Here is a 19,745-nt window from a genome sequence, read left to right on the forward strand (position 1 = left end):
AACCGCAAGGGCCACCTGGAATCCGGGGCGATCCTGTGGCGACGGGCGCGGAGCCGACCACTAGGAGGTCATCTCATTTGGCTGGGTGGGCTGTTGGCCGTGGCGGGGATTGTCGAGCGGCTGGTGCCGGACGGACTGTGGGAGCTGTTCCAGCGGGTGGTGCCAAAAGCGCCGTCGCGGCCTCAGGGTGGTGGCCGGCGACGCCATGGTGACCGGGAGGTGCCGCCCGCCATCGTGTTCGTGGCGACGTCGGGCTGCACCTGACAGCAACTGCCTGCGGCGTCGTTCGGGCCGTCCGGTGCGACGGCCCACCGCAGGTTCACCGAGTGGACGAAGACTAGGGTCTGGGCCAAACTCCACCGCCTGGCCCTAGATGAACTCGGCTCCCGCGGCGACCTCGACTGGTCGCGGTGTGCGATCGACTCGGTGAACATGAGGGCCCTGAAAAAGGGGGGCTGTCCCAGCGCGGAATCCGGCACCGCATCGCCCGCAAGGGCGCCGAAACCTCACAGCGACTCGGCCGACACCGCTTGACCATCGGACGGACCATGGCCTGGCTCGCCAACTGCCGTCGACTCCACCGCCGCTACGAGCGCAAAGCCGAGCACTTCCTCGCTTTCACGAGCATCGCCTGCACCCTCATCTGCTACCGCCGCATGAACCCCTGAGCGCACGCCACACACGCTGCCGCGTGCAGGAGTATGGCCAGATGATCAGATCCGAACTGATGCAGAAGGCAGCCCATCTCTGGCAGGAACACCTCGACGCCGAATTCCCAGTCAACCTGCGAGGCGTCGAGTTCGAAGACATCGACTTGGTACTGCTTGACGCGGATACCGCAGGTTGCGCCTACACGTGGATCAACAACGACGGCGCCCTCGATCCAGGGCGCAGACGCATCCTGCAGACCTGCATCGAAGACCTGGACCGAGCGATTCCGCAGATCAGCGACCCATCAGGCCGCCAGTACTACCAGCGGTTGCACCAACTCGCCCTCCTCGTTTCAAGAGCCCCCAACGCCAAATGAGATGACCTCCAAGGCAGCCGGCAGGGTAGGAGAGGCGCAAGGCTTACCCGGTTGTCCTGGTGCGTGGTCACAGAAATCAGCAGGCCGCACCAGGCACGTGCGTGCCAGCAGGTCCGGGCCGAACGCCGCAGCCCGCGCCTCGTCCGACGTTCACAAGGCCGCCACCGCTGAGATCAGGAGCGTGGCCACAAGCTGGGCCTCGTTGCCGGACATCTGGTCGGCGAACCAGCTGAGGGCCCGGTGTCCGGTCAGGACGAAGTCGAGCCACCGCTCATACCAGGACAGGAAGTCGGAGTCGGTGTGAAAGCGGGGAGCGAAGAACCCCCCGCCGTTGACCTCGACCAGGCGCCCGCGCCCGGGGCCTGTCACGACAAGCAACGTGAAGTCGCTGCAGCCCCGGTAGACGACCGTGATGGTGCCGGGGAAAGAGCCTGTGAACTCGCCTTGGTCAGCGGGACCTTGGGGGATATCCAGATCGGGGACGATCGGGAACGATTCGGTGAGCTGTCCCACACCGGCCTCACGGCTGACCCACCGCTCCATCGGCAGCAGCCCATAGGTGGGACCGTATCCGCCGTGGCCTATACGGGTGAGGAACTGGCGGAATTCCTCAGGCAGTCGGACGCCGTGGCCGTCCTCGAAATCCGAGATCTGTGCCTCGGTGAGCGGGGGGCCAAGTACGGCCCTCTCCGTTACCGGCAGTGCGGCGAGTTTGGTTTGGATCCGGGTGATCCTGGCGTCCACCGGTACGTCTTCTCATGTCGGATGAAAGTCCGAGGCGACCATATTCCATGATCGGGCTGCCTGGTTGCTGTCAGTCTGCGTCGAACACGGCAGGACGGCGCCGGAGCTCCAGGTTCTGCTGTTGTGACAGGCGTGCGCTCAGCGCACACCGTCTGGGCGAGAGCGGTCCGAGCTCGTTTGCCGGCGTCCGTGGTGCGCGCCTTCGCAGCTCGGTGCGGGTGCTCTGGCAGAGGGTCGCTGAGCGCCGTCCAGGAGCCCGCGATGTAGAGACGGTCGTAGGTGATCACGTGCCCTCTCCCGAGGATTCGAGCGAAACGGTCTTGTCATCCGCTGCCGCCCGACGCCAACTGTCACATTAATGTAGCATATAAGGCTTCCATCGGCTCACCAATGTAGCATTAGATGAGACAGACTCCACACCTCGGCTATGCTCTGCACGTGAGAGCCGACGCAGTACGCAATCTGGAAGCCGTTCTGACGACCGGGGCCCGTATGCTCGCCGCCGACCCGGGCGCGAGCATCGCCGCGATCGCCGCCGAGGCCGGGGTCGACCGGCGCACCGTCTACCGGCGGTTCGCGTCCCGCGAGGAGCTGCTGGCGGCCATCTACGAGGCGCGGTACGACGCGGTCGAGCGGGCCGTCGAGCACGCCAGGCTGCGGGAGGCCCCCGTCTCCGTGGCACTGCACCGGTACGTCGAGGAGATCATCGGCGTCAATCGCAAGTGGCCCGTGGAGCTCACCCGGTTGAAGGCCGACGACGCGATCCGGGAGCGGCGCGACGCCCTGGTCCGGGGGGTCGACGACTTCCTGCGGCGGGCCACCGACGAGGGGCTGCTCCGCGACGACCTGCCCCTCGCCTGGGCCCGTTCACTGCTTCCGCAGCTCATGCATCTGGCGTCGCAGCAGTTGCCCGAGCTCAGCGCCGCCCAGGCGGCCGACACGGTCGTCGACACCTTTCTGCGGGGGCTCGGGGCGCGGTGATCGCCGCGGGGCTTGTGGTGCGCCCGTGCGTCTGATTGGGTACCGCGCGACAGAACAGGGGTGACCAGGGTGGATGAGGCGGCACGGCAGGACGTCCGAGGGGCGCTGCCCGCGGGGCTCGGGCAGGCGATACGGCAGACCGCCGCCGACATCACGGCCGTACTCGACGGTGTGGCCGACACGGATACCGCCGTACCGGGATCCCGGTGGACGGTCGGCGAGGCGGCGGCGCATCTGGCGCTGGCCAACGAGCTGATGGCCGACCTCGCCCTGGGCCGGGAGCGTCCGTACGGGGACGGCACACCGCAGAGCCTGGCGGCGGCCAACGCCGAGTCGCTCGCCGCGTTCGGAGAGCGCCGGGCGGCGCCGCTCGCGGCGATGATCAGCGAGCAGGCGGAGCGCTGCGCAGACGCGCTGGCCGCGACGGCCGACGGGCCCGCGCCGGTGACCCCGCTGGGGCCGATGGAGCGGTCCGTCCTCGCCTCCTACCTGCTCACCCACATGCTGGGCCACGGCTACGACCTCGCCCGTGCGGTGCGGCGCCCGCACATGATCGACGCCGAGCGGGTCGGATGGTGCATGCCGTTCATGCTCTCGGTCATGCCGTCCGTGGCGGACAGCTCAGCCACCGCGGGTCTGACCGCCCGCTACACGATCCGGCTGCGCGGTGGCGACAGCGCCTTCGGTGTCACCGTCGCCGACGGTGCCGTCCAGGTCACGCCGGAACCGGGCGGCCGCACGGACTGCACGATCCTCATCGATCCGGTCGCCTTCCTGCTCATCGCCCTCGGCCGCCGCAACCCGTGGCTGGCCATGGCCCGTGGTCAGGTACTCGCCTTCGGCCGCAAGCCCTGGCTGGGCCCTCGCTTCCCCGCCCTCTTCGTCGCCCCCTGACCACGCGGCCGAGGCACTCGAACGGCCGTGCGGCGCAGGGGATGCGGGAAGGGCGACCGGGACATGCCGCCGAACACCGGTGAGTCGGGGCCCGCCGGTGAATCGGGGCCCACTGGGCCCGTAGGCGGTTGCATGCTCGGCGGCAGGCTCGGCAGCGGAGGCGAGGGGGCGGCCACCTCGCGCGCTCGCCCTCGGGGCGCCGACTGAATCGGTGCTCCGCCCGCTGGTCCGGCGTACGCCCGGCCCCCACCACCCCACCCCCCGTCCGGCCCAACGCCGCTCGTCCAGAAGAGGCGAGCGGGCGTGACCGGTGTGACCGTGGTGGAAGGTATGGGCGCGCGCACGGATCCGAGGAGGCTGGATGGCCGAGGGACTGGTCGACGGCAGAGCGCCCCGCACTGCCCTGGTGGACGGCTCCGGCCGCCCCGCCCCGACGTTCGAACAGATGAGTGCCGTTGCCGACGCCGTACTCTACGAGGGCTACCTCCTCTACCCCTATCGGCGGTCCTCGCCGAAGAATCGTGCCCGCTGGCAGTTCGGGGTGCTCTTCCCCCGGGACTGGGTGGAGGCCGACGGTCCGATCAGCCCGGGTGTGTCGGGTTCGGCGGACTCCTGGTACCAGCAGACGGAGTGCCTGCTGCGGGTGCGCCGGCCGGATGCGGTCGTACGGCTGCGGGTGCGGTATCTGCAAGTCCAGCACAAGCAGGTCCAGGACCGTGGCGGGCGGCCGGTCGAGTCGCTGAGCTGCGACGACGGGACCGTGCAGCTGACCTTCGAGGAGGCGGTGGCGCGCGAGACCGACCTCACGATCACGCTGGACGAGGGCGAGCACAGGTTTCCGGTGGGTTCCCCGGCCGGCACCGACACGCAGGAGCTGTCCTCCGGTGCCGGGCGGATCGCGCGGCGCCGGGAGGAAGTGCGGGCGAGCACCGTCCTGGTGGCCGAGCGGATCGGCGACGGGGTCTTCCGGCTCCGGGTGCGTACCGAGAACAAGGGGCACGTGGGGGATCCGCACGCCCCGCGCGATCGGGCCCTGCGGCAGGCGCTCATCGCCACCCACACCCTCCTCGGCGCCGAGGGCGCGGAGTTCGTCTCCCTGATCGACCCGGGCCCGGCGCTCCAGGAGGCCGCCCGGAACTGCCGCAACGACTTCACCTTCCCGGTGCTCGGCGGCGCTCCTCCGGCCACCGCCCCCGAGGACGGCTCGGTGTCCGCCCTGCTGCTCTCCTCGCCGATCATCCTCCCCGACCATCCGCAGGTGGCACCGGAGAGCCCGGGTGACCTGCACGACGCCGGTGAGATCGACGAGATCCTGACCCTGCGCACCATGCTGCTGACGGACGAGGAGAAGCGGGAGGCCCGGGCCACCGACCCGCGGGCCGCCGAGATCCTCGACCGGGTCGACACCATGCCGCCGGAGGTCTTCGAACGGCTGCACGGCGCCATCCGCTCGCTCAGCCCGGTCGGCGAAACCTCCGGAGGCGGAGGCTCCTTCGGCGGAGACTCCCCCGCCGAGCGTCCCGCCTGGTGGCAGGAGGGCGGCGACGACGGGTTCGCCCCGGCCACCGACACCGTGCTGGTCGGCGGTGTCCGGGTCGGCGGCGGCAGCCCGGTGCGGCTGTGCCCGCGCGGCAGAGGCGCCGACGCCCAGGACATGTTCCTGGCCGGCCGGACCGCGACCGTGGCCGCCGTCTTCCACGACGTGGACGGCAGCGTCCACCTCGCCGTCACCGTGGACGACGATCCGGCGGCCGAACTGCACGGCTGGTACGGCCGTTTCCACTACTTCCGGCCCGACGAAGTCGAGCCGCTCGGGGGCACCGACGTCCCGGATCCAGCGGCGGCTGCCGAGCCGTCCCCGGGACCCACTCCATCGGAGGCCTAGCGCATGAGCACCAGCAAGAACGGCACCACGGCCGTCGCCGGCGAACCCGGCCGAGCCGACGGCGAGCACCAGGGGTTCGACGAGATCACCATCCTCTGGATCTCCGAGGGCATGAGCTGCGACGGCGACACCGTCTCCGTGACGGCCGCCGACCAGCCCTCCATCGAGGACCTGGTCCTGGGCCTGATCCCGGGGATTCCGAAGGTCAACCTGGTCAACAAGGTGCTCTCGCCGAGCCTGGGCGGCGAGGACTTCCTCGCGCCGTACCGGGCGGCCGCGCGGGGCGAACTGGAGCCGTTCATCCTCGTCATCGAGGGGTCCGTCCCGAACCAGAACATCATCGAGGGCGACGGCTACTGGACGTCCTTCGGCAACGACCCGGAGACCGGCCAGCCGCAGACCCTGAACACCTGGATCGACGAACTGGCGCCCCGGGCCTGGGCGGTGGTCGCCATCGGCACCTGCGCCACCTTCGGCGGCATCCACGCGATGGCCGGCAACCCGACCGGCGCCATGGGCCTCGCGGACTACCTCGGCTGGGACTTCAAGTCGCAGGGCGGGCTGCCGATCGTGAACATCCCGGGCTGCCCGGTCCAGCCGGAGAACTTCATGGAGACCCTGGTCTGGGTGCTCTACCACGCCGCCGGCACCGCTCCCCCGCCGCCGCTGGACCACATGCTGCGGCCACAGTGGCTGTTCGGCCGTACCGTCCACGAGGGCTGCGACCGAGGCTCGTACTACGAGCAGGCGTCCTTCGCGGCGGACTACAACTCGCCCAAGTGCCTGGTCAAGACGGGCTGCTGGGGTCCGGTCGTGAACTGCAACGTGCCCAAGCGGGGCTGGATGGCCGGCATCGGCGGCTGTCCGAACGTCGGCGGCATCTGCATCGGCTGCACCATGCCGGGCTTCCCGGACGCGTTCATGCCGTTCATGGACGAGCCGCCCGGCGGCACCCTCTCCTCGCTCGCGATCAAGCCGTACGGGGCGGTCATCCGCCGGCTGCGCGGCTTCACCAACGACCTGGTCAACCACGAGCCGAAGTGGCGCCACAACAAGCGCAAGCTCACCAGCGGCTACGCCCCGCGCTGGCGCCCCTGACGCGCCGGCACCCTCCCGCCCCAAGTCCCCCCACAGCAAAGGTCAGCGACGCCGATGACAACCGAGGCCCGGCACAAAGGGCGCAAGCCCGCGCAGATCGTGGACATGTCCTGGGATCCGATCACCCGGATCATCGGAAACCTGGGCATCTACACGAAGATCGACTTCGCCAACAAGGAGGTGGTGGAGTGCCACAGCACCTCCTCCCTCTTCCGCGGCTACTCCGTCTTCATGAAGGGGAAGGACCCGCGCGACGCGGGGTTCATCACCTCCCGCATCTGCGGTATCTGCGGCGACAACCACACCACCTGCTCCGACTACGCCCAGCAGATGGCGTACGGCGTGAAGCCGCCGCCGCTGGCCGAGCACATCGTGAACCTCGGCGAGGCGGCCGAGTACATGTTCGACCACACGATCTTCCAGGACAACCTGGTCTTCGTGGACTTCTGCGAGCAGATGGTCAAGGCCACCAACCCGAGTGTCCTGGCCCGCGCGCAGAAGACCGCCGCGCCGCGCGGTGACATCCACGGCTACCGGACCATCGCGGACATCATGAAGGCCTTCAACCCCTTCGAGGGCGAGGTCTACAAGGAGGCCCTGAAGGTCTCCAGGACCACCCGCGAGATGTTCTGCCTGATGGAGGGCCGGCACGTCCACCCCTCCACGCTGTATCCGGGCGGTGTCGGCACCATGCCGTCGCCGACCGCGTTCACCGACTACCTCAGCCGGCTGATGCACGTCATCGACTTCGTGAAGAAGGCCGTCGCCATGAACGACGACGTCTTCGACTTCTTCTACGAGGCGCTGCCCGGCTACGAGGAGGTCGGCAAGCGCCGTATCCTGCTCGGCTGTTGGGGCGCGTGGCAGGACCCGAAGGTCGTCGACTACAAGTACGAGAACATGGACCGCTGGGGCAAGGCGATGTACGTCACCCCGGGCATCGTGGTCGACGGCGAGCTGGTCACCAACAACCTGGTCGACATCAACCTGGGTCTTCGGATCATGCTGGGCAGCTCGTTCTACGAGGACTGGGTCAACGAGGACCCGTTCGTCACCCACGACCCGCTCGGCAACCCCGTCGACATGCGCCACCCGTGGAACCAGACCACCCTCCCGGTGCCGCAGAAGCGGGACTTCGAAAACAACTACAGCTGGGTGATGAGCCCGCGCTGGTTCGACCAGCGCACCGGCGACCACCTCGCGCTGGACACCGGCGGCGGCCCGCTGGCCCGGCTCTGGTCGACCGCGCTGAGCGGCATCGTCGACACGCCGTACATCAAGGCCACCGGCCACAGCGTGCGGATCTCGCTGCCCAAGGGCGCGTCCCTGCCGGAGACCACGCTGGAGTGGAAGATCCCCAAGTGGTCAAACACCCTCGAACGCGACCGCGCCCGGCCGTACTTCGTCGCCTACGCGGCCGCCATGGCCCTGCAGTTCCTGGACGAGGCGATGGGCCTGGTCCGGGCCGGCGACACCAAGGTGTTCGAGGACTTCGAGGTGCCGGACGAGGCAATCGGCTGCGGCTTCCACGAGGCCGTGCGCGGGGTCCTCTCGCACCACCTGGTGATCAAGGACAAGAAGATCGCCAACTACCACCCGTACCCGCCGACCCCGTGGAACGCCAGCCCCCGCGACAAGTTCGGCACCCCCGGCCCGTACGAGGACGCCGTCATGGGCCAGCCGATCTTCGAGGAGAACGGCCCGGACGACTTCAAGGGCGTCGACATCATGCGCACGGTGCGGTCCTTCGACCCCTGTCTGCCGTGCGGAGTCCACATGTACACGGGCAAGGGCAAGACGCTGACCGTCACGCACTCGCCGACGTACGGGGCGAATCATGGCTGACGCCGGACGGCTCGACGGACCGGCGGTCGAAACCCGGCTGGCCCGGCTCGACACGCTGCTGGAGAGCCTGGAGTCCGCCCCCGGCCCGACCGGCGGCTCGGCCGTCGAGGCGGTACGGCTGCTGACCGAGGTCTACGGCGAGGCGCTCGCCCGTGTCCTCGACCACGCGGACGCGCAGGTCGTCCGGCGGCTGGCCGACGACGAGCTCCTCGACCACCTGCTGGTCCTGCACGACATCCACCCCGACGCGCCCGAGCTGCGCGCCGCCCGCGCGGTCGAGCGGCTGCGCCCCGCCGTACGGGAGCGCGGCGGTGACGTCGAGTGGGCCGGTGCGGAGGGCGAGGTGGGCCGGGTGCGGCTGGCCACGGGCGGCGGTTGCGGCTCGGGGTGCGGCGGAGGTACCACTGAGGTGACCGACGCCGTCCGGGAGGCGGTGCTCGCCGCGGCTCCCGAGCTGACCGACGTACAGCCGCTGCCCGAGACCCCGGCACCCGCCTTCGTCCCGCTGGACTCGCTGCGCCGGCCACAGGAGGCCCGGTGACCACCCGAACACCGCCTGGCGGAGCCCTGGCCCGCCTCATCCGTTCCTCGGCCGACCGGCAGCCGGCGGCCGGGGCGGAGGTGTGCGACCTGTGCGCCGAGCCGGTGTCCGAGGAGCATCCGCATCTGTACGACACCGGGCAGGGCGAGGTCCGCTGTGCGTGCCGTGCCTGCTCGGTGCTGTTCGCCGGCACCCGGCGGGGCACCGGCGGCGGGGACGGCCAGTTCCGGCTGATCCCCACCCGCCGGGTCCGCCTCCCGAAGGTCGACACCGCGGCCCTCGGGGTCCCGGTCGGTCTGGTCTTCTTCGTACCGCGCACCGACGGCTCGGTCACCGCCGAGGGGCCGAGCCCGGCGGGCGCCATGCGCTGGGAGGTGGAGGCGGCGGCCTGGCAGCGGGCGGTCGCCGGCTGCCCGCCGCTGGCCGGCATGACGCCCGATGTCGAGGCGCTGCTGGTCAACACCGTGCACGGCCTGGACCACCACTGGATCGTCCCGGTCGACGACTGCTTCCGCATGCTCGCGGTGGTCCGCCGGGAGTGGCGCGGCCTGTCCGGCGGCGGCCGGATGTGGCCGGCCGTGGAGCGTTTCTTCGAGGAGCTCACCGAGCGGCCCTGAGCCGAGCGGCCTCGAGGAACGGCAACACAGGAAGGCTCAGGAAGGAGAAACCCCATGGGCAGCATCCGAGTCGGCCGGGCCCAGGCCCGACCCGACACACCGTCCCACGTGCCCGGCATGCACCAGGGCAACAGGGGCCCGTACACGAAGCAGACAGGACATCACCCGGACGGCACCGCCGACGCGCGGCGCTCGACCAACATCCACTGGAAGCGGCACGACGTGCTGCTGGACGTGATGCCGAACATCCCGCCCGGATGACACAGAGCGACCCAGAGCGACAGGGAGTTCCCCGCATGAAGATGCAACGCAAGAGAACGGGCACGGCGGCCCAGCGCGTCCTGACCGCCGAGGTCGCCGTGGTGGGCGCGCTGCTGCTGGCGCTGTTCGTCACCGAGATCCCCAGCATGATGCGCGAGATGAGGATCTGGCGGATCGCCGGCGGGCTGCGCGCCGGTCACCGGTATCCGTGAGCCGGTCGTGCACGAACTGTCGATCGCGACCGCGATCGTGGAGCAGGCCGACGAGTGGGCCCGGGCGGACGGCGCGGACAGCGTCTCCGCGGTGACCGTCCGGGTCGGCGAACTGTCCGGGGTCGTCCCCGACGCCCTGGACTTCGCCTTCGAGATGGCCCGCGACGGCACCGCCCTCGCCGCCGCCCGGCTCGTGGTCGAGCAGGTGACCGCGCGGGCCTGGTGCGGGCCGTGTGCCGAGGAGTTCGCGGTGGGCATGCCGCCGTTCTTCTGGTGCCCGCGCTGCGACCGCCCCTCCACCGAGCTGCGCAGCGGCCGGGAGCTGGAGATCACCGCGGTCGAGTGACCCCGCCGGTGCCCGGGACACCTCGGGACTCCGGCGGGGTCATCGCCCGGTCGTCAACAGGCGTCGTCAGCAGATGCGCGGCAGTTGCTCCCCGAGCGGAAGATCGACGACCCGGGTGCCGCCCAGGCCGGTCGCCACCACCACCATGCCGGGGTGCTCGGTCACGCACTCGCCGATGACCACCGCGCCCGCCCCCTGCGGATGGGCGCGCATCGCCGCGAGCACGGCCTCGGCCTCCCTCGGCGGGACGAAGGCGACGAGCCGCCCCTCGTTGGCGACGTAGAGCGGGTCCAGGCCGAGGAAGCCGCAGGCGTTGGCGACCGCGTCGGGTACCGGAACGGCCCGCTCGGCCAGCCGTACCCCGGTTCCCGAGGCGCGGGCGATCTCGTTCAGCGAGGCGGCCAGGCCGCCGCGGGTCGGGTCGCGCAGGACGTGGATGTCGGGGGTGACGTCCAGCATGGTCGCGACCAGGTCGGCCAGCGGCGCGGTGTCGCTGGCGATCTCGACGCCGAACTCCAGCCCCTCGCGGACGCTGAGCACCGCGACGCCGTGCAGGCCGATCGGCCCGCTGACGATGACGGCGTCGCCGGGCCGGGCCCGCTGCGGCCGGATGTCGACGCGCTCGGGGACCAGACCGACGCCGGCGGTGGTGACGTACACCCCGTCGCCGTGGCCGCTCTCGACCACCTTGGTGTCACCGGTGGCGATCGTGACGCCGGCCGTCTCGGCCGCCGCGCCCATGGCCCGCGCGATGCGTTCGACGACGGTCAGCTCGACGCCCTCCTCCAGGACGAAGGCGGCGGAGAGGTAGGCGGGCCGGGCGCCGCTCATCGCCAGGTCGTTGACGGTGCCGTTGACGGCGAGGTCGCCGAGGCAGCCGCCGGGGAAGAACAGCGGCCGTACGACGTAGGAGTCGGTGGAGAACGCCAGGCGGGCGCCGCCGAGGTGGAGGACGGCGGAGTCGGTCATCCCGGCGAGGAGGGCGTTGCCGTAGGCGGGGGCGAAGATCTGCTCGATCAGTTCGGCGGAGAGGGCGCCGCCTCCGCCGTGGCCCATGACCACGACCGGCTGGTCGCGGATGGGCGCCGGGCAGCTCCAGTTCGCGGGGTCGACGACGGTCTGCTCAGCCAACGGGGTTCATCTCCTCGCGCGGGAGCGCCGGCTCGGACATCCGGCGGTACAGGTAGTAGGCGGCGCAGGCGCCCTCGCTGGAGACCATGGTGGCGCCGAGCGGGGTGCGCGGGGTGCAGGTGGTGCCGAAGGCCGCGCAGTCGGTGGGTTTGATGAGCCCCTGGAGCACCTCGCCGGCGCGGCACTCGGCGGGTTCCTCGGTGCGGATGCCGGTGACGTCGAAGCGGTGCTCGGCGTCGAAGGCGCGGTAGGCCTCGCTCAGCCGCCAGCCGCTGCCGGGGATGCGGCCGATGCCGCGCCAGTTCCGGTCGGTGACCTCAAAGACCTCCTCGACCATGCGGATGGCGGCCGGGTTGCCCTCGGCCCGCACGGCACGGGTGTAGGCGTTCTCCACCCGGTGCTCGCCGCGCTCCAGCTGTGCCACCGTGCGGCGGATGCCCTCCAGGATGTCGAGCGGTTCGAAGCCGGTGACGACGATGGGGACCCGGTGCCGTGCGGCGAGTTCGGGGTACTCGGCCATGCCCATCACGCTGCACACGTGTCCGGCGGCCAGGAAGCCCTGCACCCGGCAGGCGGGGGCGGTCATGATGGCCTCGATGGCCGGGGGGACCCGGACGTGGGAGACCAGCAGGGTGAAGTTGGCCAGGCCGAGGCGCTTGGCCTGGTGGACGGCCATGGCGTTGGCGGGGGCGGTGGTCTCGAAGCCGATGGCGAAGAACACCACCTGCTTGTCCGGGTGGCGCCGGGCGAGCTGGAGCGCGTCGAGCGGCGAGTAGACCACGCGGACGTCACCGCCCGCGCCCTTGACCCGGAACAGGTCCCGGTCGGTGCCGGGGACCCGGAGCATGTCGCCGAACGAGCAGAAGATCACGTCGGGGCGGCCGGCGATCTCCAGTGCCTTGTCGATGCACTCCAGCGGGGTGACGCAGACCGGGCAGCCCGGCCCATGGATCAACTCCACCTGCTCCGGCAGTAGTTGGTCGATGCCGTGCCGGATGATCGAGTGGGTCTGGCCGCCGCACACCTCCATCAGGGCCCAGGGCCGGGTGACGGTGGCCCGGATCTCGTCCAGCAGCCGGCGGGCCAGCTTGGGGTCGTTGAACTCGTCGAGGTACTTCACCGGGCCTCGCTCCCTTCGGCCGGCTGAGCCGCCGACTGAGCCGCCGGCTGGGCCGCCTGCTGGGCCGCCTGCTGGGCCGCCTGCTGCCAGGCGTCGCCGAACTCCTCTTCGAGAAGCCCCAGTTCCTCGAAGAGCTTGAGGGAGGCCAGGGCCGACTCCTCGTCAAGTCGCTGCAGGGCGAAGCCCACATGGACGATGACGTACTCGCCGACCTTGACGTCCGACACGTACTCCAGACACGCCTGCTTCTGCACCCCGCCGAAGTCGATCAGGCCGGTGAGCGGATCTGCGGTGTCGTCGATGCTCACGACTCTGCCGGGCACTGCCAAACACATGGGTCACTCCGTCTCGTCGCTGACTGTGTTCCGTCCGTCGCCGGACCTCCGGTGGGCCGCTACCACCAGTTGCCCGAGCGCCAGTCCGCCGTCGTTCGGCGGGACTTCGCCGTGCCGCAGGACCGTGAATCCGGCGCCGTGCAGCAGGTCCGTGCCGGCGTCTTCGAGGAGCGCGTTGGCGAACACGCCTCCGGTGAGGGCGACCGTGGTCAGTCCGGTGGCCCGGCGCGCCCCGGCGCAGAGGTCCAGGACCGCCCGGGCGAGGCCGCGGTGGAAGCGGGCCGCGATCACCGGCACCGGGGTGCCGCGCCGCAGGTCGGCGATGATCACGCGCAGGGCGGGGGCCGGGTCGAAGCGGTCGCCGAAGGGGTACCCGCCCGTGTCGTCGCCCCACGCCACGCAGGCCTGTGCCTCCAGCTCCAGGGCGGCCTGGGCCTCGTACCCGGCGCGGTGGCAGACGCCCGCGAGGGACGACACGGCGTCGAAGAGCCGGCCCATGCTGGAAGTGGCCACGCAGCCCACCTGGCCTGGCAACTGCCTTTCCAACAGCCGGAGTTCATCGCGGGAGCAGGCGGCGACGCTGGGCAGGTCGGCGTCCCAGGGCAGTCCGGCCGCCCACAGCCGGGCCAGTGCCGTCCTGCACGGGTTGGCGACGCCCGCGTCCCCGCCGGGCAGCGGGGCCGGGGCGAGGTGGGCGAGGCGCCGGTAGCCGGTGTAGTCGGCGACGAGCACCTCGCCGCCCCAGACGGTGCCGTCGTCGCCGTAGCCGGTGCCGTCGAAGGCGACGCCGATGACGGGTGTGGTGCCGTCGAGCCCGGCCTGGGCCATGGCCGAGGCGATGTGGGCGTGGTGGTGCTGGACGAACACGGGCTTGCCGAGGGCCAGTCGGGTGGACCTGCGGCGGGCCCAGGCGGCGGAGTGGTAGCCGGGGTGGCGGTCGGCGGCGACCAGTTCGGGGCGGACCCCGGTCAGCCGGCGCATGTGCCGTTCCGCGCGGACGGCGGCCTCCAGGGTGGCCAGGTCGCCCATGTCGCCGATGTGCGGCCCGAACCAGGCCAGGTCGCCCTCGCCGACGCACAGCGCGTTCTTCAGGTCGCCGCCCACCGCGAGCGCGGGCCGCACCGGAACGGGCAGGCGCAGCGGGCGCGGCACGTATCCGCGGGAGCGGCGCAGCACCTGTTCGGCACCGTCGGCGCGGACCCGCAGCAGGGAGTCGTCGCACGGCGAGGCGATGGGCCGGTCGTGGGCGAGCCAGGCGTCGGCCAGTCCGAACAGCCGGGTCAGCGCCTCGTCGTCGTCCGTGACGATGGGCTCGCCGGAGCGGTTGCCGCTGGTCATGACCAGGACGCGGGGGCCGGGCGGGTCGCCGGGGAGGCCGAAGAGGAGGGTGTGGACAGGGGTGTAGGGCAGCAGCACGCCGAGGTGCGGGCTGCCGGGGCAGACGCCGGGTGCGAGCCGGGCGGCGGGGCGGGGGCGCAGCAGGACGATGGGGCGCCGGAGGCTGGTGAGCGCGGCCCGTTCGGCCGTCCCGACCTCGGCGATCCGCTCCGCCTCGCCGAGGTCGGCGCACATCACCGCGAACGGCTTGTCGCCCCGTGCCTTGCGAGTGCGCAGGGTGTCGACGGCCCGGGCGTCGGAGGCGTCGCAGGCCAGGTGGTAGCCGCCGACGCCCTTCACGGCGATGATCCGCCCGGCGGCGAGCAGTTCTCGTGCCCGTGAGAGGGCGTCACCGTCGCGAGCGGCTCTCACCCCGCTGCCGGCGGCGGGCACCAGTCGCAGCCGGGGGCCGCAGTCCGGGCAGGCCACGGGCTGGGCGTGGAAGCGGCGGTCGGCCGGGGCGGCGTACTCCCGGGTGCAGGCGGGGCACATGGGGAAGCCGGACATGGTGGTGACCGCGCGGTCGTAGGGCATGCCGGTGGCGATGGTGAAGCGGGGTCCGCAGTGGGTGCAGGTGATGAAGGGGTGGCGGTGCCGGCGGTCGGCCGGATCGGCCAGTTCCCGCAAGCAGTCGGCGCAGGTCGCGGTGTCGGGCGGGAGCTGGGTGCGGCCCGGGGCCGAGTGTTCGGTGGCGCGGATGGTGAAGCCGGTGTCCGCCCCGGTGGCCGGTACCTCCTCGACGGCCACGGCGGTCACGGTGGCCAGCGGCGGCGGCTCACCCGCGAGCCGCTCGCAGAACCGTTCGACGCCGGCGGCGGCTCCCTCGACCTCGATGAGCACCCCGCCCGCCGTGTTGCTGACGAACCCGTCGAGGGCGAGTTCGGCGGCCAGGCGGTGGACGTAGGGGCGGAAGCCCACGCCCTGCACGGTACCGCGCACCGTGACGCGCCGGCGGACGGCCGCCGTCGTGGCGGGCGCGGTCACGAGGCGCTGGGGGCGTGGACGTGACCGTGCGGGTGCGGGGCGAGCGGGGGCCGGTGCGTCGGGGCGCCGTCGCGTACGGCGAGCACCCGGTCGAGGACCGTGTCGACGCCCTCGCCGGTCCGGGCGCAGGAGCGGATGATCTCCACCCCGGGGTTGACCCGCCGTACGTGCTCGGCGAAGGCGGTCTCGTCGAAGCCGGCCGGACCGGCGAGGTCGGTCTTGGTGAGCACGACCAGGTGCGCGGAGCCGAAGGCGGTGGGGTACTTCGACGGCTTGTCCTCGCCCTCGGTCACCGCCATCAGCACGATCCGCAGATGCTCGCCGAGGTCGTAGGAGGCCGGGCAGACCAGGTTGCCGACGTTCTCCACGAACAGCAGCGCGGTGTCCGGCGGCAGCCAGCCCTCCAGATGGCCGCGGACCTGGCGGGCCTCCAGGTGGCACAGCCCGTCGGTGAGCAGCTGCTTGACCGGCGCTCCCGAACGGGCCAGGCGTTTCGCGTCGTTCTCGGTGGCGAGGTCGGCGGTGAAGGCGGCGACGGGGACGCCCCGCTCCCCCGCCCGGGCCAGCACCCGGCCGAGCAGTTCGGTCTTGCCGCTGCCGGGGCTGGAGAGCAGGTTCACCACGCCGACCCCGCGGTCGGCCAGATCGCTGCGCAGGCTCGCGGCCAGGCCGTCGTTCCTGGCCAGGACGGCCCGGGTGACCTCCTCGGACTGACACATGGGCGCTCCTCGGTCGCTGAGCCTGCGGGAAGGACCGGCGAAGCGGTGGGTCCGCGTCCTGGTCCGCTAGCGATCCTCCGCGCCGGTGGCGGCTGTCGGCGGGCGACCGGCCGCGGCGGGGGCCGTGGATTCCTCCGGGCGGTCCAACGCGGGCGTGACCAGGGGATCGGCGAGCAGCGCCGGGACCAGGGTGTGCAGGACGGCGACGGCCAGTCCGACCGCGTCCCGGACGGGTGCGCTCAGCCCGGGGGTGATGTCCTCGTCGCCGCGCGGCAGCTCCCCGGGTTCGCAGGCGAGCACGAGGACGCGGGGCAGCGGTTCGTCGCCGAGGTGGGCGGCGAGCGCGAGCACCTTCGCCGGGTCCATGCCGTGCGCCTCGGGCGGGGCGGCCGAGCGGCGGTCGGGGAGTTCGGGTTCGACGAGGGACAGGGTGCCGGGGTGTTCGCCGCGGGCGGCCGCGTCCACGAGCACGACCACCGACCAGCCGTCGAGCAGGGTGTAGGCGAGGTCCATGCCCCGGATGCCGTAGTCGTGGACCCGTACCTCGGGCGGCAGCGGACGCGCCTCCAGGGCGCGGATCACCTCCGGGCCGAAGGCGTCGTCGCCGAGGAAGATGTTGCCGACGCCGGCCACCAGCAGCCGCGTCACCGGGCACCGCCCGGGACCTTGCGGACGAAGTCGGAGCGCAGCGAGTGGTAGGCGGCGCCCGGGTCGAAGAACACCGCGTGCATCCGGGCGAGTTCCTCCCTCCGGTACTCGGCGAGCGGCCGCTCGGCCTCGTCGGCCCGGCGTGCCGCGGCCTTGGCGGCGATCCGGCGGTCGAGGTCCGGGGTGCGGGCGAGCTCGGCCGCCAGGCGCTCGACCTCGGCGGTGAAGCCCTGTGCGGGGACCGGCAGCAGCCGGTCGACGAGCCCGGTCCGGGCGGCCGTCGCGGCGCTCACCGGCTGGGCCTCCTCCGTCAGCCGCCGGGCGGTCTGCGCGCCGACGCGGCGGGGCAGCGAGTAGGTCCAGAACTCCGAGCCGTACAGGCCCATCCGCCGGTAGTGCGGGTTGAGGACGGCACCGGTCCGGCACCAGACCTCGTCGGCGGCGAGGGCGAGCATGGCACCGCCGGCCGCCGCGTTCCCGCCGAGCGCGGCCACCACGAGCCGGTCGGTGGTCCGCAGCACGGCCTCGACCAGGTCGTCCATGGCGTCGAGGTTGGTGCGGGACTCCTCGGCGGGGTCCGCGGCGGCCTCGATGACGTTGAGGTGGATGCCGTTGGAGAAGAAGTCGCGCCGGCCGCCGAGCACCAGGACCCGGGTGGGCCGTTCGAGGGCGTACCGGTAGGCGGCGAGCAGGCGGCGGCAGTGGTCGGTGCTCATCGCGCCGCCGGGGAAGGAGAAGGCGACGAGGCCGACGTCGCCGTGCTGCCGGTAGCGGATGTCGGTCCAGGTGCGGCGGTCCGGCTGGAGTTCGAGCGGGGCGGGGCTCTCGGGGAGGGCGGGGTCGGCGAGGACGTCGGTGGCGGGGCGGCGGAAGGGGGCCGGGTCGCCGGAGTTCTTGCGGGGGCGCAGTTCCGGGATCCAGACGGCGCCGTCGCGGGTGGCCCGGCAGACCGCGCCCGCCCGGGTCGCGAGCAGCTCACCGGGGGCTCCGCGCAGTTCGTCCTCGGGGTGGCCGCCGTGCAGGAAGACCTCACGGCCGCGGAGTTCGTCCAGCACCCCCGGCTGCGAGTCGGCGCCGCGCAGCTTGCGAAGCACCGTCGCGGTGTCGTCGGCCGACCAGTCGATCCGCCGCCGCTGCTGCCGGAAGACGTCACGCCAGACGACCTGCCCGTGGATGGCGGGATCGTTCTGCGGCCGCGGTTTGTACGAGCCGTCCGCGTACCGTCGTACGGCCCGGTGGACGGCGGTGAGGGCCGCGTCGGCGGCCTCGTTGCGGTACAGGTCGCTCTTGCCGACCGGCGCCACCGGGAACGGCTCGCCGGCCCAGACCGCGCCCGCGTCCATGGCCGCCTCGGCCTGCAGCACGGTCACCCCCCACTGGGCCGCCTCGCCGGCGATGGCCCAGTCGAGGGAGGAGGGGCCGCGGTCGCCGAGCGGTCCCGGGTGGACGATCAGGCAGGTGTGCTCCTGCCAGACGTCCTCGGGGAGTGCCGTCTTCAGCATCGGGGCGATGATCAGCTCCGGGCGCCGGTCCCGTACGGCGCGGCGGACGGTGTCGGGGCCGTGGCCGGCGAGGACGACGTCCACCCGGTGGCCGAGGTCGGACAGTTCGGCGTAGACCCGCTGGGACAGGCTGTTGAACGCGCTCGCGACGAGCAGGATGTCCATGGTGCGGCATATTTACCGCTTCACCGGCTCCCGGAAAGGACCCGTGCGGCGTTTCGCGGGCCGTCCTGCGCCGGTCGGCCCTCCCGGGCCCGGAACGCCCACTCCATTCTGGGCTCCATCACGTACCGGAAGACCCGGCGCACCGGCGGGGTGCACAGCAGGGTCACCACCACGGCGGCGACGAGGGTGGCGGTCGGCGCGCCCAGCGGGCCGTGCATCCAGGCCGGGGCGTACCAGTGGGCGGGCTTGGCGCTCTGTGCGACGAAGCCGTGCAGCAGATAGCCGTACAGCGTGCCCGCGCCGAGGGCGGTGAACCAGGTGCGGCGGCCCGGCACCCAGGCGAGGAAGCAGGCGGCCAGCACCAGGGAGCAGCCGAAGGTGGCGAGGGTCATGACGGGCCCGTACCAGGCGGGCACACCGAGCTGCTGGGCGCTGTCCCGGTGGAAGAACCAGCGGTAGCCGAGGTGCGGCACCGACCAGTACGCCACGGCGAGGGCGCAGCCGGCCACGGGCAGGGCGGCCACCCGCACGCTCCATCGGCGCAGCAGGCCGAAGTGCTCCGGCCGCAGGCACAGGCCGAGCACGAAGTACGGCAGGAACTGCAGGACCCGCTGGAGGTCGAGGTCCCTGCCGATGGACGGTGACAGGCTCGCGAGCATGGCGATCGCGAGCGCGACGGGCAGCGGCCACCGCAGCAGCCGCCAGACGGGCGTGGTCAGCCGCCAGATGAACAGGGCCGCGAGGAACCAGGTCAGGTACAGCGGGTCCAGCAGGCTGATGTCGCGGTCCGGGGCGTGGTCGCTCCAGCGGGTGAAGAGGGTGTAGGCGACCTCGAACACCACGTAGGGCACGGCGACCCCGGTGACCAGCCGCCTGATCCGGGCCGGGCTCGCGTCGAAGCTGCGGGAGAAGTACCCGGAGACGACGATGAACGCCGGCATGTGGAAGGCGTACACGAACGTGTAGAGCGCGGTGACGGTACGGCTGTCCGAGCGCAGCGGCTCCCAGGAGTGCCCGATGGCCACCAGCACGATCGCCAGGTACTTCGCGTTGTCGAAGTAGGCGTCGCGGCGGGCCGGCCGTGGACCGCTGCGGGCGGCCGGGCCCGGGCGGGGCGGCGGGCCCGGTGTGCGGTCCGCGGCGGGCGCGGGCGGGTGGACTGCGGTCGCTGTCTCTCGGGACCCGGACAGACCAGAACACCTCTCATGCGACATGCGCTCCGGAGAGCGACGGGGCCCCTGACGGTCTGGACGCCGGGGACCGGGGACCGGGGACCGGGGACCGGGGACCGGGGAGGGCAGTACTCCGGTCAC

The 19,745-nt window shown here is 72.1% G+C and carries 20 protein-coding genes and 1 pseudogene; 12 read left to right on the forward strand and 9 right to left on the reverse strand.

The annotated features are described in order from the left end of the window. Positions 1-99 precede the first annotated feature (99 nt). A pseudogene (locus ACWGKQ_RS14790) lies at positions 100-668 on the forward strand (transposase). A 41-nt stretch (positions 669-709) separates the two neighbouring features. After that, positions 710-1,027, forward strand: a complete 318-nt coding sequence (locus tag ACWGKQ_RS14795) for a hypothetical protein (RefSeq protein ID WP_453292300.1) — start codon at positions 710-712, stop codon at positions 1,025-1,027. A gap of 150 nt (positions 1,028-1,177) precedes the next feature. On the opposite strand, the gene ACWGKQ_RS14800 is transcribed toward ACWGKQ_RS14795, so the two are convergent. Further along, positions 1,178-1,771, reverse strand: a complete 594-nt coding sequence (locus ACWGKQ_RS14800; RefSeq protein WP_453292301.1) for an SMI1/KNR4 family protein — start codon at positions 1,769-1,771, stop codon at positions 1,178-1,180. Positions 1,772-2,263: 492 nt separating this feature from the next. Here ACWGKQ_RS14800 and ACWGKQ_RS14805 point away from each other — a divergent pair, with 492 nt between their 5' ends. From ACWGKQ_RS14805 to hypA, 10 genes are all read left to right on the forward strand, one after another. Next, entirely contained in the window at positions 2,264-2,752 is a 489-nt protein-coding gene (locus ACWGKQ_RS14805) for a TetR/AcrR family transcriptional regulator (RefSeq protein WP_453292357.1), read from the forward strand. A 69-nt stretch (positions 2,753-2,821) separates the two neighbouring features. Continuing rightward, on the forward strand, positions 2,822-3,646 hold the full coding sequence (locus tag ACWGKQ_RS14810; protein ID WP_453292358.1) for a maleylpyruvate isomerase family mycothiol-dependent enzyme: 825 nt from the start codon (positions 2,822-2,824) through the stop codon (positions 3,644-3,646). Between the two features lie 361 nt (positions 3,647-4,007). Further along, on the forward strand, positions 4,008-5,531 hold the full coding sequence (locus tag ACWGKQ_RS14815; RefSeq protein WP_453292302.1) for a hypothetical protein: 1,524 nt from the start codon (positions 4,008-4,010) through the stop codon (positions 5,529-5,531). Between the two features lie 3 nt (positions 5,532-5,534). Continuing rightward, a complete protein-coding gene (locus ACWGKQ_RS14820; protein ID WP_453292303.1) occupies positions 5,535-6,629 on the forward strand; it encodes an NADH-quinone oxidoreductase subunit B family protein in 1,095 nt (364 codons plus the stop codon). Positions 6,630-6,683: 54 nt separating this feature from the next. Beyond that, on the forward strand, positions 6,684-8,474 hold the full coding sequence (locus ACWGKQ_RS14825) for a nickel-dependent hydrogenase large subunit (RefSeq protein ID WP_453292304.1): 1,791 nt from the start codon (positions 6,684-6,686) through the stop codon (positions 8,472-8,474). After that, positions 8,467-9,015: a NifU family protein gene (locus ACWGKQ_RS14830; RefSeq protein ID WP_453292305.1), complete on the forward strand. Its 549-nt coding sequence runs from the start codon at positions 8,467-8,469 to the stop codon at positions 9,013-9,015. Before ACWGKQ_RS14825 ends, ACWGKQ_RS14830 begins: the two co-directional genes overlap by 8 nt. Continuing rightward, complete coding sequence (locus tag ACWGKQ_RS14835) at positions 9,012-9,632, forward strand: DUF5947 family protein (protein ID WP_453292306.1); 621 nt, start codon at positions 9,012-9,014, stop codon at positions 9,630-9,632. Before ACWGKQ_RS14830 ends, ACWGKQ_RS14835 begins: the two co-directional genes overlap by 4 nt. Positions 9,633-9,686: 54 nt before the next feature. Beyond that, a complete protein-coding gene (locus ACWGKQ_RS14840) occupies positions 9,687-9,893 on the forward strand; it encodes a hypothetical protein (RefSeq protein WP_093506980.1) in 207 nt (68 codons plus the stop codon). 35 nt (positions 9,894-9,928) lie between these two features. After that, complete coding sequence (locus ACWGKQ_RS14845) at positions 9,929-10,105, forward strand: hypothetical protein (RefSeq protein WP_350777138.1); 177 nt, start codon at positions 9,929-9,931, stop codon at positions 10,103-10,105. Positions 10,106-10,112: 7 nt separating this feature from the next. Then, positions 10,113-10,451, forward strand: coding sequence for a hydrogenase maturation nickel metallochaperone HypA (hypA, locus tag ACWGKQ_RS14850; protein ID WP_453292307.1), 339 nt, complete (start codon positions 10,113-10,115; stop codon positions 10,449-10,451). A gap of 66 nt (positions 10,452-10,517) precedes the next feature. Here the strand turns inward: hypA and hypE are convergent, their stop codons facing one another. From hypE to ACWGKQ_RS14890, 8 genes are all read right to left on the reverse strand, one after another. Continuing rightward, positions 10,518-11,507, reverse strand: a complete 990-nt coding sequence (gene hypE, locus ACWGKQ_RS14855) for a hydrogenase expression/formation protein HypE (RefSeq protein WP_453292359.1) — start codon at positions 11,505-11,507, stop codon at positions 10,518-10,520. Between the two features lie 67 nt (positions 11,508-11,574). After that, positions 11,575-12,702 carry a hydrogenase formation protein HypD gene (gene hypD / locus ACWGKQ_RS14860; RefSeq protein WP_453292308.1) on the reverse strand — a complete coding sequence of 376 codons (1,128 nt, stop codon included), beginning with the start codon at positions 12,700-12,702 and terminating at the stop codon, positions 11,575-11,577. Next, positions 12,699-13,037, reverse strand: coding sequence for a HypC/HybG/HupF family hydrogenase formation chaperone (locus ACWGKQ_RS14865; RefSeq protein WP_453292309.1), 339 nt, complete (start codon positions 13,035-13,037; stop codon positions 12,699-12,701). The genes hypD and ACWGKQ_RS14865 overlap by 4 nt, the downstream gene beginning before the upstream one ends. A gap of 3 nt (positions 13,038-13,040) precedes the next feature. After that, a complete protein-coding gene (gene hypF, locus ACWGKQ_RS14870) occupies positions 13,041-15,398 on the reverse strand; it encodes a carbamoyltransferase HypF (protein WP_453292310.1) in 2,358 nt (785 codons plus the stop codon). Then, positions 15,395-16,117 (reverse strand): hydrogenase nickel incorporation protein HypB, encoded by a 723-nt coding sequence (gene hypB, locus ACWGKQ_RS14875; RefSeq protein ID WP_453292311.1) that lies wholly within the window; start codon positions 16,115-16,117, stop codon positions 15,395-15,397. The genes hypF and hypB overlap by 4 nt, the downstream gene beginning before the upstream one ends. A gap of 66 nt (positions 16,118-16,183) precedes the next feature. Next, the gene (locus ACWGKQ_RS14880) at positions 16,184-16,765 is read right to left on the reverse strand and encodes a hydrogenase maturation protease (protein ID WP_453292312.1); all 582 of its coding nucleotides are present in this window, start codon (positions 16,763-16,765) and stop codon (positions 16,184-16,186) included. Then, positions 16,762-18,432, reverse strand: coding sequence for a hydrogenase maturation protein (locus ACWGKQ_RS14885; RefSeq protein WP_453292313.1), 1,671 nt, complete (start codon positions 18,430-18,432; stop codon positions 16,762-16,764). Before ACWGKQ_RS14885 ends, ACWGKQ_RS14880 begins: the two co-directional genes overlap by 4 nt. A gap of 20 nt (positions 18,433-18,452) precedes the next feature. After that, positions 18,453-19,646, reverse strand: coding sequence for an acyltransferase family protein (locus ACWGKQ_RS14890; RefSeq protein WP_453292314.1), 1,194 nt, complete (start codon positions 19,644-19,646; stop codon positions 18,453-18,455). Positions 19,647-19,745 lie beyond the last annotated feature (99 nt).

It is taken from the genome of Streptomyces sp. NPDC054770 (genome assembly GCF_053611985.1).

Bases quoted from the DNA above. Each gene is read 5' to 3' on its own strand.
- ACWGKQ_RS14795 (WP_453292300.1), top strand. From the start codon at position 710: ATGATCAGATCCGAACTGATGCAGAAGGCAGCCCATCTCTGGCAGGAA.
- ACWGKQ_RS14805 (WP_453292357.1), top strand. From the start codon at position 2,264: ATGCTCGCCGCCGACCCGGGCGCGAGCATCGCCGCGATCGCCGCCGAG.
- ACWGKQ_RS14815 (WP_453292302.1), top strand. From the start codon at position 4,008: ATGGCCGAGGGACTGGTCGACGGCAGAGCGCCCCGCACTGCCCTGGTG.
- ACWGKQ_RS14820 (WP_453292303.1), top strand. From the start codon at position 5,535: ATGAGCACCAGCAAGAACGGCACCACGGCCGTCGCCGGCGAACCCGGC.
- ACWGKQ_RS14825 (WP_453292304.1), top strand. From the start codon at position 6,684: ATGACAACCGAGGCCCGGCACAAAGGGCGCAAGCCCGCGCAGATCGTG.
- ACWGKQ_RS14830 (WP_453292305.1), top strand. From the start codon at position 8,467: ATGGCTGACGCCGGACGGCTCGACGGACCGGCGGTCGAAACCCGGCTG.
- ACWGKQ_RS14840 (WP_093506980.1), top strand. From the start codon at position 9,687: ATGGGCAGCATCCGAGTCGGCCGGGCCCAGGCCCGACCCGACACACCG.
- ACWGKQ_RS14845 (WP_350777138.1), top strand. From the start codon at position 9,929: ATGAAGATGCAACGCAAGAGAACGGGCACGGCGGCCCAGCGCGTCCTG.
- hypE (WP_453292359.1), bottom strand. From the start codon at position 11,507: ATGGGCCACGGCGGAGGCGGCGCCCTCTCCGCCGAACTGATCGAGCAG.
- ACWGKQ_RS14865 (WP_453292309.1), bottom strand. From the start codon at position 13,037: ATGTGTTTGGCAGTGCCCGGCAGAGTCGTGAGCATCGACGACACCGCA.
- hypB (WP_453292311.1), bottom strand. From the start codon at position 16,117: ATGTGTCAGTCCGAGGAGGTCACCCGGGCCGTCCTGGCCAGGAACGAC.
- ACWGKQ_RS14885 (WP_453292313.1), bottom strand. From the start codon at position 18,432: ATGGACATCCTGCTCGTCGCGAGCGCGTTCAACAGCCTGTCCCAGCGG.
- ACWGKQ_RS14890 (WP_453292314.1), bottom strand. From the start codon at position 19,646: ATGTCGCATGAGAGGTGTTCTGGTCTGTCCGGGTCCCGAGAGACAGCG.